The sequence below is a fragment of the Segatella copri genome (genome assembly GCF_024330485.1).
Classification (GTDB): Bacteria; Bacteroidota; Bacteroidia; order Bacteroidales; family Bacteroidaceae; genus Prevotella; species Prevotella copri_L.
Map to the genome: position 1 here is coordinate 17,016 of NZ_JANDWX010000014.1, position 13,505 is coordinate 30,520.

7 protein-coding genes are annotated in these 13,505 nt (G+C 46.3%); 1 reads left to right on the forward strand and 6 read right to left on the reverse strand.

Going from position 1 to position 13,505, the window contains the following annotated elements; genetic code table 11:
- Nucleotides 1–15: 15 nt before the first annotated feature.
- The 5 genes from NNC77_RS09260 to NNC77_RS09280 all read right to left on the reverse strand — a co-directional run bounded on the left by NNC77_RS09260 (nucleotide 16) and on the right by NNC77_RS09280 (nucleotide 8,629).
- Nucleotides 16–912 (reverse strand): DMT family transporter, encoded by an 897-nt coding sequence (locus NNC77_RS09260; RefSeq protein ID WP_254970553.1) that lies wholly within the window; start codon nucleotides 910–912, stop codon nucleotides 16–18.
- 180 nt (nucleotides 913–1,092) lie between these two features.
- Entirely contained in the window at nucleotides 1,093–2,247 is a 1,155-nt protein-coding gene (locus NNC77_RS09265) for a family 16 glycosylhydrolase (protein ID WP_254970552.1), read from the reverse strand.
- 93 nt (nucleotides 2,248–2,340) lie between these two features.
- Nucleotides 2,341–3,741: a hypothetical protein gene (locus tag NNC77_RS09270; protein ID WP_147330104.1), complete on the reverse strand. Its 1,401-nt coding sequence runs from the start codon at nucleotides 3,739–3,741 to the stop codon at nucleotides 2,341–2,343.
- 72 nt (nucleotides 3,742–3,813) lie between these two features.
- Entirely contained in the window at nucleotides 3,814–5,340 is a 1,527-nt protein-coding gene (locus NNC77_RS09275) for a RagB/SusD family nutrient uptake outer membrane protein (protein ID WP_118190271.1), read from the reverse strand.
- A gap of 28 nt (nucleotides 5,341–5,368) precedes the next feature.
- The gene (locus NNC77_RS09280; protein ID WP_233338435.1) at nucleotides 5,369–8,629 is read right to left on the reverse strand and encodes a SusC/RagA family TonB-linked outer membrane protein; all 3,261 of its coding nucleotides are present in this window, start codon (nucleotides 8,627–8,629) and stop codon (nucleotides 5,369–5,371) included.
- A 553-nt stretch (nucleotides 8,630–9,182) separates the two neighbouring features.
- Between NNC77_RS09280 and NNC77_RS09285 the strand changes: the two genes are divergently transcribed.
- Nucleotides 9,183–11,447 (forward strand): glycoside hydrolase family 3 C-terminal domain-containing protein, encoded by a 2,265-nt coding sequence (locus NNC77_RS09285; RefSeq protein ID WP_254970551.1) that lies wholly within the window; start codon nucleotides 9,183–9,185, stop codon nucleotides 11,445–11,447.
- Nucleotides 11,448–11,719: 272 nt separating this feature from the next.
- On the opposite strand, the gene NNC77_RS09290 is transcribed toward NNC77_RS09285, so the two are convergent.
- Nucleotides 11,720–13,429, reverse strand: a complete 1,710-nt coding sequence (locus NNC77_RS09290) for a DUF6377 domain-containing protein (RefSeq protein ID WP_254970550.1) — start codon at nucleotides 13,427–13,429, stop codon at nucleotides 11,720–11,722.
- Between the last annotated feature and the right edge of the window lie 76 nt (nucleotides 13,430–13,505).

Consider the following 13,505-nt stretch of genomic DNA (forward strand, 5'->3'; position numbering starts at 1 on the left):
TGCTTCGTCATTTTTTTATTCCGCCTTCGTCTTTCTATCCGCAATATACATACCTGCCAGAATGCAGCAGGCACCTGCCAGGAAGTAAGGAGTTATCTTTTCGTCCAATACCAGAGAGGCGAAAATCATAGTGGTGATAGGGTTGAAATAAACCCAGTTGGTAGCTTTCACGGCACCCAACTTAGAGATACACCAGTTCCAGGTAAGGAAACATATCATGGATGCCAAACAGCCCAGGAACAAGAGATTACCCACCACCTGAGGCTTCATAAACACATCCCATGACGGCCAACCAGGGATGATAAGATAATAAGGCAAGATGGTAAGCACACCATAAAAGAATACCTTGCGGGTAATAAAAGCTGCGCCATAATCGCCCGATACCGATTTCATCAGGAGCGAATAGATAGCCCAGCTCATACATGCCGTAAAAGCCAAGGCATCACCTACAGGCGACAGATGCAGCACGAATCTGCCATTCAGCACCACGATAATCATACCTACAAAAGCAAGCAGAGAGCCCAACAGCTGTATCATGTTGATGCGCGAAGAATGGCGATAAACCAGACGTACCAGCAAGGTAGCAAAGAGCGGACAGGAGCATACGATGAGCGAAGTATTGGTCGTTGTGGTATAATTCATCGCCTCGTTCTCGCTCAGGAAATAGAGCGAACCGCCCGTAATGCCCAGCATCGCCATTTTAAACTCATCCTTCCAGCTATCAGCAAACATCTTCTTATGATTCACCATCAGCATCAGGATGTATGCAATACTGAAACGGAGCGTAAAGATCTGTGCTGGTGAAAGTCCGTTCAGCATCAGCACCTTGGTAGAAACAAAGGTGGTTCCCCAGATGGCTACGGTGATGAAAGCCACAAGATGATATAATAAATTGCTATTATTCTGTTTCATTCTATCTGCTATTTTAAATTTTGCTGCAAAATTATAACTTTTATTCGAAATGAGCAAATTGTAAGTAAGAAAAAGACAGATATTCGGAGCAAAAGAAAGCAAAAGAAAAAGTCTTAGGAGTAAGTGCAGGTACGACTTATCCTAAGACCTTTATTATTTATATAGTTAAAAAATCAAGCCTTATTTTTTCTGGAATACTCTCACATAATCCACTTCCATCTGAACTGGGAGGGCGCTTTCGTCAACACCATCCTTGCCGCCCCAATCACCGCCCCAAGCCAGGTTGAGGATAACATAGAATGGTTTATTGAAAGGCCACGAACCAACATCATTTTTACCGTCGTTGTTGAAATTGAGCAGTTCCTTACCATCTACGTAGGTCTTGATATAATCAGGAGTCCACTCCAGGCGATAAACGTGGAAACCGTCTTCAGCACCCGTAGTCAGACGCTCCTTGGTAATCTGGGTTCCCATCACGTGATTAAACTTCTCAGTATGGAGCGACGAAGAAGTATAGTTAGGATTAACGCCAACCTCTTCCATAATATCAATCTCGCCACACTTAGGCCAAGGATTTGCTCCGAAATCATTGTTGCAAGGCATCATCCAGAAAGCAGGCCATGTGCCTTTACCTTTAGGCAATTTGATGCGAGCTTCGAAGATACCGTAAAGCCATCCCTGGGTTTCGTGGGCATATACGCGACCCGAATAAATCTTGCCGTCGCTGCCCTTGAAACAGTTGATATAAAGCCGGTTATCAGCAATCTCTGTTACTCGTTTGCCATCAGCAGAGCCATTCACATAATTCTGAAGTTCATTATTCACCCAGCCCGACTTCTGCACCTCATGACGCCAATCGGTACTATTCAATTCAGAGCCTTTATTAAACTCATCATTCCAGACCAGTTTGTACCCCTCAGGAATCACCATTTCGCCCCCTTCAATAGGAGTGACCTGTTTTCCAGCCTGATGCACTGGCACCGATACCTTCTTATCCTCTAATGAAATCTCGACACTTCCGTCAAGAGCTACAGACGATTTATTCTCTTCCACATCTACAGTTACCATACCCATAGCTTTGTTATTACCACTGGCACTCACTTTAAACCAAGGGTATACATTTGCCGTAGGACCTTCTCCAGGGAAGGATGCTCTCGCCTCCCAGCCTCCTTCAGAAGCCACTACCATGATTTTATAAGTACCGCCTTTGGCAGGAACATCGATGCTCGTAGGAGAGCAGGATATCGTTATCTCTCCATTGACGTCAGACGAACTACTGCTGCAAGAAAGCAGCATGAACGAAAGAAGGAAGGAAAATATTTTCAAGAATTTCATGTCATTTAAAATTTAGAAAAGGAGCCACTCCTACTTACTTATTTATAGGAGCAGCTCCTGTATAATTCTATATAAACCTATAAAACCTAAAGCCTATTTCACAATCAAAACAATGTCGCTGATGGTTACCTCGGCATCCTTAGGAGCACCAGCAAGGTCGATGACGAGTTTCATCTTGCTCATATCCTGAGGACCGCCATCAGCTTCTTTCGTACTGTTTGGTTGGTTCTCATAACGGAAGACGTATTCGCCTTTAACATCAGTAGACTCCTGGAAGAAGAGGTTTCCATCATTAGCGTCATCACAAAGCTTCAATGTCATCATTGGCAATGGAGCAGAAGTGGTAACCTTGCAAGAGAAATCAATCTTGCTATCAGCTTTGGCAGATACAGGAATACCAAGCATTTTCCACTGTGCGTGCCATAGCTCAGCAGGAGTTTCACAAGGCACGATAATGATGTGCTTGCTTCCCTCATGCTTGATAACAGGAGTTACATCAATCTGTGCCCAAGAAGCATCACCATACCAAGTTTCCTCAGTAAATGACTTGTTGGCATCAATATCCTTCCAAAGGTTACCCGCTGTATTGTAGTCGAATGGCACCTTCAATTCTACAGGAACCACAGTACCATCATCGTTGGCATGATCTTTCAGTACCAGGCTCTCTATCATGATTTCGTCATCAGCAGCATTACCACCAAAGTCGAATACAATCTTCAAATTATTGATGTCCTTGCCTTCGAGGTCTGAACCATAAATACACTTAGGCTCACCTGCTTCCAATTTTGTATTTGCATCCTTGGAATCGAAAAGGATGATATTGTCACCACCTTCTCCAGAATCACAAAGTTTCACTTTAACGGCATTATGTCCCTTGGCAGATGTAATGATGCAAGAGAAGTCATAATGCTTATCTGCGCTAGTAGAGATACCTAAGTTTTTGAAAGGAACCTGAGCTTGCCAACGTTCGGTAGTTGCCTTAGGGAGCTTCAATGTATAGCATCCCTTGCTGTAGCTACAAACCGGGTCAGCAATTTGGGTCCATCCTGGAGCATAATAGCCAGCAGAAGGTTTTTCAGGGAAGGTAATTCTCTTGAAGAGATTAAACTCGCTGTCCTCTACGAAACCTGCGAAGCCATTCATCTTGGTTTTCTCCACCGTGAAATGCTTCTTGACGCTCTCCTTGCTAATACCATTACGGTTCTTCACAAAGCACTCCACATCGTAAGTACCCTTCTTGCGATAATACTTAGAGAGGTTGAAAGCAGAAGAATAGGCACCATCTATCACCCATACCGGGCTTACTCCCTCTGCACCACCAAAAGAAAAGTTGGCTGTGTTGGTCTCTTGGTCTACATCAATCTTGAAGTTGTCGGCAAAGTCGGCTACATTAGGCAACTCACCGTTGGCACCAGAGAACTCCTCTGCAGAACATGCGCTGAGCATCAATCCACCCAGAAGAGCATAAGCCATATTTCGAAATATCTTTTTCATATTGCTGAAATCTTAAAGTTAATATTTTATTAGGGGGTAGAGGAAACTATTGTTCCTCTACCTTAATAAGTTTTAATAATTATTCTGAACCAAAGCAGGATCAGAGTCAAGCTCTGCCTGAGCGATAGGAACATACTTCTTGGATTCTGTCCAGGAGTTGGTGCGATAGCCGTAGCTGTCTGGCACCAATACGCTGGCAGCCTTGCCTGTACGAACCAAGTCGAAGTAACGCTTACCCTCACCTACAAACTCCAAGCGGCGCTCATTGATAACATCATCCAGAGTTACGGCTCCAAGCTCTGCGATTCCTGCACGGTTGCGAATCTTATTCACATAATCCTTAGCCTGATTAGCATCGCCACCTGTCTCCAACAAAAGCTCTGCAGCATTGAGGTAAGCCTCAGCCAAGCGATATACACGGAGATTGTTATTATAGTTAAGGTTATTATCGAAACCTGCGTCAGCATTGTTCTCTGTGAACGGACGATACTTGGCCAGCCAAAGACCAGTATCCTCATAACGTTTGGTATATTTCACGCCACGACAGTCCCATACAGTAGCATCACGGCGCTTGTCGTTGTCAGCAAACAGAGCATAGGTTTCGGTACGAACAGGTAGGAATCCCCAACCGTCACCGCCTTGGTTCCAACCATCGCCACCAGGCCAAGAGTTTGGAGAAATCAAGGTAGGCAATATTGTACCACCAATAGCCAATGGTGAATCCCAACCACGCTCGTTGTTACCATCCTCATAGTTTACTTCCCAGATGCTCTCCTTGCACCATTCGCCGCTTTCTTTCCAAATAGAGGCGTAATCGTCTACTATATCATAGTCACTCTTGTCGGCGATGAGCTCCTGCATATACTGGAGAGCCTTAGGATAGCGAGTCTTGTCATTCTGATACATCACCATCTCGGCATACATCATATAGCACATGGCCTGCGACATTCTTCCACAGTTGGCATCGTCCCAACGCATTGGCAGGACCTTGGAGTCAATTACAGCCTCAAGCTCTACTATCAATTTGTCATATACTTCATCAGCCTTGAGCTGTGGGGCTGTGTAAGGAGCAGACAAGTTCTCCAGATAGAAAGGAATATTGCCGAAGTAGTGCCACAAGTTATTGTAGAAATATACACGGAGGGCTCTACCCTGCATCTCATAAGATGCCCTGTTTTTCTCGTTCAAGTTTGCCTCTGCCCAGCCCAAATACTTCAAGAGGTCATTACAACGCTTGATGCCTGAGTAGTCCACTGTCCAAAGTGAGCTAAGGGTATTGCTGGCATTTGCCTCATAGTTGGCAAGCATGTGCCAGTGCTGTTGATCGGTTTTGTTAGAACCGCCTACCCAGAAGTTATCGCCCATTATCTCGGCATCGATATTGAGAGCATTATACTGTCCCAATCCCCAGTCTGGCCAGTGGATAGGATCGTAAGCCGCATTCAGAGCCTCATTGATATGGGCATCTGTGGTATAATATTCTTCGAGGTTTTCACCTGATGGGTTCTCCACCTCTAGGAAGCTGTCGCTGCAAGATGTGTTTGCCAGTGTCATACTGGTTGCCAACACTCCTAAAGCTATATATTTTATTGTCTTCATAATAGTCTTTATTTTAAAGGTTCTTATTTTAGAATGAAAGGTTTACGCCGATGGTGTAGGTGCGAGCCTGTGGATATACACCATAGTCTACACCGAGAGAAGTTCCACCTGATGAGATTTCAGGGTCGAAGCCCCAATACTTGGTCCAGGTAATCAGGTTCTCTGCCATCACGTAGAAACGCAAGTGACTGATAGACAACTTCTGTGTAAGCTGCTTTGGCAAGGTGTAACCCAAAGAGATATTCTTCAATCTCAAGTAAGAGCCATCGCAAAGATAGAGGTCTGAAACCTGCCAGTTGGTAGCATCGCCATTCTTCAGAATAGGATACTTATTGGAGGTACCCTCGCCAGTCCATCGATCGAGCATCCAAGTAGGGAAGTTGCCAGAGAACACATCTGTACGATAGGTTGCATCAAATACCTTATTACCCGTTACGCCCTGCAAGAAGAGGTTGAGGTCGAAGCCCTTCCACTCTGCATTGAAGTTGAAACCGAAGGTCCACTTTGGTGTACCATTACCAATATTGGTGCGGTCGTCTGGAGAAATCTCACCATCGCCATTAACATCTACGAAACGTACATCACCTGGCTTGGCATCTGGCATAATCATATTGCCATCCTTGTTGACGTAAGCCTGAACCTCTGCCATATTCTGGAACACACCAGCTGTCTTATAACCATAGAAGTATGGGAAAGGCTGACCGTTAGATCCACGAGTGCCACCACCAGAGATACCCAGGAAGCCATCGAGGTCGATGTAACCTGTATCATTACCGAGGTTGGTCAACTCATTGTGCAGATAGGTAACATTAGCCTTGGCATTGAAGCGAGCATCAGAGATGTGCCACTTATAGCCGAGCTCAAACTCAAGACCTGAGTTCTTCATGTCACCCACGTTACCGATTGGCTTGGTCTCACCTACGTAGCTTGGGATAGGCATAGTAATCAACATACCGTTGGTCTTCTTTACATAATAGTCAGCTGAGAATGTCAGCGCACTGCCGAAGAAACCGAAGTCGAAACCGATATCAGTCTGCTCACTCTCCTCCCACTTCAAGTCTTCATTGGCTGTGGCATTCGCCTTAGAACCATTAAACTTGACTGCATTCTTTCCGAAGAGCACGTTGTTGCCCATAGCGGTCAATACGGTATAACGGAAGTCACCGATGTTATCATTACCATTCTTACCCCAGCTGGCACGGAACTTCAAGTTGCTCAACCAATCGCGAGTACTTTCCATGAATTTCTCGTTCATAATATTCCATCCGATAGAGGCAGATGGGAAGGTACCATATTTATGAGATGGTCCGAAACGGCTTGAACCATCTCGGCGGATTGTAGCCTGAAGCATGTACTTCTCATCATAGTTATAGCTCAATCGACCGAAGAGAGAAGATATAGCATGCACTACATTATTGCCACCTGATACAGCATGCTCAATGGTTGGAGCACCTACAGAGATGATGTTACCTTCAGCATCCTTCACGATGGTCTGGCTATATTTACCAGTAGCATAGTCGATAGAAGGCTTGTTTACATTCACAAGATTCCAACGGCTGCCGTTCAGATAATCACTCTTATTCTTCATTGCACTCTGACCTAAGACAACAGCAAAACTATGCTTGCCAATAGTCTTATCATATGTCAAAGTATTCTCCACCTGCCAGTTGATACCCTTGTCAGAACTCTTGTAAGCCTGGGTATGCTCAGCCTTGACGTTACCAGAGAGGTAATACTTGGATGCGGTGTAGCTATCTGAACCCCAGAAGCTGAGGTCTGCACTATAAGTGAAATGATACTTCAAGTTATCCCAGAGCTGGAGGTCGATAGAGAACTTAGGCACAAACTTATGTGACCAGTTCTTAGCTGCTGGGCGCGCCATCATGGCAAGAGGGTTGTTCATCTCCTGATAGGTACCTCCCATACCTGGGATGGTATAATAGTTGCCATTGGCATCACGAAGAAGCTCGTAAGTATCACGAGTACCTGTAATATTACCATCTGCATCGTATGTATTAGGATCCTCGTAGGTATTATAATACTTCTTCGCCACATTGCTATTGGTTACCGTAGGAGCCAATGTTGGAGCAAGATAGAGGGCACTACCCAATACAGAGCCATTACTATTAGCATCGATACCTGTACTCTTTACACGGGTGTAAGCCATGTTGACGGTTACATCGAGCTTGTTGAGGAAGTTGCGATCCTTGCTGGCATCCAATACATTATAAATGTTGTTGCTACGCATAGAGAGACGCTCATAGTTGCTCTGTCCGTAGTTACCACCTACGATACCTTCCTGCTTGTAGTAGCCCATGGAGAGGTAGTAGTTGATCTTATCGGATGCACCACTGATGCTTACCTCATGGTTCTGTACAGGGGCATTGTCGTTGAATACCAAGTCCTGCCAATCAGTACCAAATCCATTGATAGGATTGCCATTAGAGTCAGTCAGTTTGTATGGATCAGCATAGATAGGAGCCTGACCACCATTCACTGCACGCTCGTTCTGAAGGATGGCGTAGTCAGTGGCGCTTGTTACATCACGCTTCTTCCATGCGCTCTGCCAGCCGTAAGAGAAATTGTAGCTGATCTGTGCCTTGCCCATCTTACCCTTCTTGGTGGTTACGAGAATTACACCGTTGGCAGCACGGGCACCATAGATAGCACCCGAAGCAGCATCCTTCAACACCTCGATACTCTCGATATCACTAGGGTTGAGATAGTCGAGACCACCCTCGATAGGCATGCCGTCTACGATGTAGAGAGGATCTGAATTGCTGATAGTACCTGTACCACGAATACGAACCTTAGGAGATGCACCAGGCTGACCTGAAGAAGAGGTTACGTTGACACCGGCAGCCAGACCCTTCAATGCGTTATCAACACGCACTGGGCTCTTGCCAGCCAAATCTTCGGTGCTCACTTTAGCGATAGCAGCAGTTACCACGCTCTTCTTCTGAACACCGTAACCTACAACAACCACTTCGTCCAAAGCTTTGTCGTCTTGTTTCAGAGTAATCTTCATGTTGGCTGAAGGACGGATCTCAGCATCCTTGTAGCCAATGTAGGTAATAACCAAGGTCTGGTTAGCATCTGCATCGATGACAAAGTTACCATCAAGGTCGGTAATTGCACCGGCACCCTTGACGCCTTTAACCTGTACGGTGGCTCCGATAACGGGTTCACCCAGGTCATCCAACACGACACCCTTAAAGGTGTTTTTCTGTGCGAGCGCTGACGTCGACATCAATAATGCAGTCGCCAGCAATAGACTTTTTGTTTTCATATTCGATTATTAGTTTAGAAAAATATCTGTTTGTTAGTTCACTCTATTATAATAATGTTTAAGACTGTGCGGCTGTGCATTTCCTAAAATGCGTTAAGCCGTGTTTCCGATTGCAAATATAATATGATTTTTTGATAATTCCTAGCCCCTTCAACAGATAAGTGGGAAAAATACTTGCTTCAAACAACTTATATCGCTAGTTTTCAGATACTTATCTATTTTTAATAACTATACGAAAGTGGATGGGGTAAAATGGAGAAAATGAGGCTAGAACACCCCTGAAACGTTATATCAGTATATTTCAGTGTTCACACTCTGCCACTTTTCAATAACGCACATCGCTCATTATACTTCTCATTATCAACAACTTACAAAAGTTATATTTTTACACCCATCCACTTTTCACTTATCACACATCATTTTTTCATTATTTATTTAGTAATTTTGCAGATGAATGAGCATATACGCCTAAACGCACAAAAAACGTGAGAGGCGGTGTGCATAACAAACAACTGCAAGAAATAAACAAACCATAATAAATATTCATTAACTTATGAAACAGTTCATTTTATCATGTGTCGTGTCTGTGGCAGCCATCGCTCCGTCTCAGGCACAGCAGACTACCAGACAATTGCCTGTCTATCTCGACCAGACCAAGCCGGTAGAGCAGCGCATCGATGATGCCATCTCTCGCATGACGCTGGCAGAGAAGATACGCATCATCCATGCTCAGAGCAAGTTTTCATCAGCCGGTGTACCACGCTTGGGATTTCCTGACTTCTGGACGGATGACGGACCTCACGGAGTGCGTCCTGACGTATTGTGGGATGAGTGGGAACAGGCTGGTCAGACCAACGACTCCTGTGTAGCCTTTCCTGCCCTCACCTGTCTTGCCGCATCATGGAATCCGCAGATGAGCCGCATCTATGGCGAAGCATTGGGCGAAGAAGCCCTGTATCGCGGCAAGGACATGATTCTGGGCCCTGGCGTCAATATCTACCGCACGCCTCTCAACGGCCGCAACTTCGAGTATATGGGCGAAGATCCGTTCCTGGCAAGCATCATGGTTGTGCCGTATATCCAGGGATTGCAGTCTAAGGGCGTATCAGCCTGCGTAAAGCACTATTGCCTGAACAACGATGAGGAATATCGCCATCAGGTCAACGTAATCGTCAGCGACCGTGCTCTCCACGAAATCTATCTCCCTGCCTTCAAGGCGGCTGTTGAGAAGGGTAAGACATGGGGTATCATGGGAGCCTACAACCTATATAAGAATGAGCACAACTGCCACAACCAGTGGACCCTGAACAAGATTCTGAAGGGCGACTGGAAGTATGATGGTGTCGTGGTGAGCGACTGGGGCGGTGCCCACGACCTGGAGCAGTCTGTAAAGAACGGACTGGATATGGAGTTCGGCACCTGGACAGACGGTCTTACGATGGGCGCTACCAATGCCTACGACAACTATTATCTCTCCATGCCTTACATGAAGGCCATACAGGAAGGCAAGTTCACCCAGAAGGAGCTGGACGATAAGGTGCGCCGCGTATTGCGCCTCTTCTATCGCACCACGATGAATCCGAACCGCCCTCATGGTTTCCTCTGTTCCGAGAGCCATTATGCAGCTGCCAGACAGATTGCTGAGGAAGGCATCGTATTGCTCCAGAACAGGAACAATGTGCTCCCTATCAACACCCAGAAGGCTAAGCGCGTGCTGGTAGTGGGCGAGAATGCCATCAAGATGATGACCGTAGGCGGAGGCTCTTCTTCGCTCAAGGTACAGCGCGAGATTTCGCCTCTCGATGGTCTGAAGACGCGCTTGGGCAAGGACGGCATCGAGGTAGATTATGCCCGCGGATATGTGGGCGATGTAACGGGCAACTACAATGGCGTTACAACCGGCCAGAACCTGGAAGACAAGCGCAGCGAGGCTGAACTGATAGCCGAAGCCGTAGAGAAAGCCAAGACTGCCAACTATGTCATCATGTTTGGTGGTCTGAACAAGAGCGATTTTCAGGACTGTGAGGGTCACGACCGCAAGCATTATGAGCTGCCATACCATCAGGATAAGCTGATCGAGGCTTTGGCTAAGGCAAACAGAAACTTCGTTTATGTCAACATCTCGGGCAATGCGGTAGCCATGCCTTGGAAGGCTAAGGTTGCCGGCATCGTACAGGGCTGGTTCATCGGTTCGGAGAGCGGCGAAGCCCTTGCAAGCATCCTTACAGGCGAGGCCAACCCTAGCGGTAAGTTGCCGTTTACATGGGTCAACTCGCTGAAGGAAACAGGTGCTCATGCACTCAATACCTACCCGGGAACCTGGCGCCAGAAAGGTGGAGCCGGCACGAAGGGCAACATCATTGATGAGGAATATAAGGAAGGCATCTATGTAGGTTACCGCTGGACCGATAAGGAGCGCATCAAGCCTACCTTTGCATTCGGTCACGGCTTGAGCTACACCCAGTTTGCCATCTCTAATCTGCGCAGCGACAAGATACAGATGAAGCAGGACGGCACAATCACCTTTACCGTAAACGTAAAGAATACAGGAAAGCGTGCCGGAGCCGAGACGGTTCAGCTCTATATCCACGATGTCAAGTCATCAGTAGACCGCCCTCAGAAGGAGCTGAAGGGATTCCAGAAGGTTTATCTCCAGCCAGGTGAGAGCAAGGATATCAGCATCACCATCAGCAAAGAGGCCCTCAGTTTCTACGATGAGGCATCTTCATCCTGGAAGGCTGAAGCCGGAAAGTTTGAGGCTCTTGTCGGTAATGCAGCCGATAACCTGAAGCTCAAGAAAGCCTTCGAGCTTTTTTAAAAAAGAATGATCCGATTCTGAGAAATTGAACGGAGGGAGGAAATAAATATAACGCATAAAAGTTTGTTACGGTGAAACGCCGTAACAAACTTTTATTGTTTTCCCCTGCTTTTCATCCATTGACAAACTTGTAGAAACGGGGATTTTCAAAAATATCAATATCCTGATTATCAGAAGATTAGCCCACTTGACACCCTAAAACAGGGCGCATGGGTATCTGCAGCATTTACTCCTGAATTTTCGCAAGTTTGCGCCATTACGCCCAGAAAGGCTTATTTCATGCCAATCTGCTTCACGCGCTGCTCGAACTCTTCCCTGTCACAGATGGCACTATTCTTGATTTTGGCGCGATAATTATAGATAGTGTTCACAGAATAGTGAAGGAACTCGGCAATCTTAGAACTGTCCTCGATGCCCAGACGGATAAGGGCAAAGATACGGAGGGTGGTAGAAAGACGGCAGTCATCTTCGAGCACGATACGCTCTTCAGGCTTCAAGAGGGCATTGAACTCCTCAACAAAGTCAGGGAAGAGCTTCAGGAAGGCGGAATCGAAATACTCATACAACTCGCCCATGTAGGCCTCGCCAGCCTGCATCTGCTCCAGCAACTTGTTGAGTTCTCTTGCCTTCACCAGTTTTACTACTCGCTTGCGCATGGTCTCTATCTTGTCGACATAGATGGCACAAAGGCGCAGGAATCGACCAATATATACTTCCTTCATCTTGTTACTCTCGTTGAGTGACTGGTTCATCTCGTTAAGAGACTGGTTCATCTCGTTAAGACGCTCATTTGCCAACTGCAAGGCATGGTTGGTTTCCTTTAGCTTATGATGGGCCGCAGCAATGCGCTTGCGCTGCTTGTTGACATAGTAGAGCAAGAGCATAACCACAAAGAGAAGCAAGGCTGAACACGCTACCATGAGCCGCAGATGCTGGTTGCTCGCTGAAAGTTCTTTCTGATAGCCCTCCTCAATCTGCGTGAGCACAGGCATGATCTGGCGGCTGCGGATAGGCGTATTGAAAACGGTAGCCGACTTCCAGGCAAACTTGATATACTCGTGAGAGCGCTTCTGCTCGCCCAGTTCGGCGTTGAGCAGATTGGCAACTTCCCAGAGAGACCCCTGATCCATCACAGCCAACTGGACATCGCAGATAGCAGAACGCAAGAGGCAGCGGAGGAACTGCTCTTTATCACCAAACTGATTGTAGGTCAAGCCGCGATAAAACTGAACGATGGCATACTGATGGGTGCCCGGTTTCGTCATCGCCAGCCGCTTATCGCTCAATCGCAAAGCCTCCTTCATATTGCCTGCATCGCGTGTCCTCACCTCCTGCATCTGCAGATAAAAATCATCATCATGGCTGAATGTGCTGTCTATTGCAGCCTGATAGGCATTATGCTTGCCGGCATAATATTTCTTCAAGGAAGGAACGTTGGAATAATATGCCATCTCGCCATACAGGTGCTGGCAAGCCCAGAGGTAGTTGCGTTTGCCCTCAGCATCAAGATCAGCGATATTGACAGACTTCAGCAGGTCGTACGATTCGGCATAATCGCCCGTGGTAGATTCCTGGAAAGCAAGCAGCGCCTTGGCATTTCCCACCTTCTTTTTATCGCCCATTCTGAAGGCAAGTTCCATACATCGGTTGATATATTTCAGCGCCATATCGTTCTTGTAGGAGCGGTATTCCTCAAAGAGCGCAAAGCAGGCATCATACTTACTGCTTAGCCGCCTTGCCGCCTTCAGTTTCTGCTCCCAATCGCGAATTCGGGCTTCACGTACCTTCACATAATCAGCCGAATGGGCAATAGCGTTGTCCAGACTCTGAAAAAGCTGCTCTATATTATCTGTTGTTTTTGCTGCAAGAGAAAGAGGCATCAAGACCAAGAGCAGGAAGAAGAATGCCTTTCCCCATAATTCATTTACGCGATACATCAACTTGATTCCGTTTAAGATTGATTCATTTTCATGAGGTTTCATGTGCAAAAGTAATAAAAAAATCGGAAACGACAAATCAAATATAGAAGAAATGTAGATTTCTTCGCATTTTTCGCCT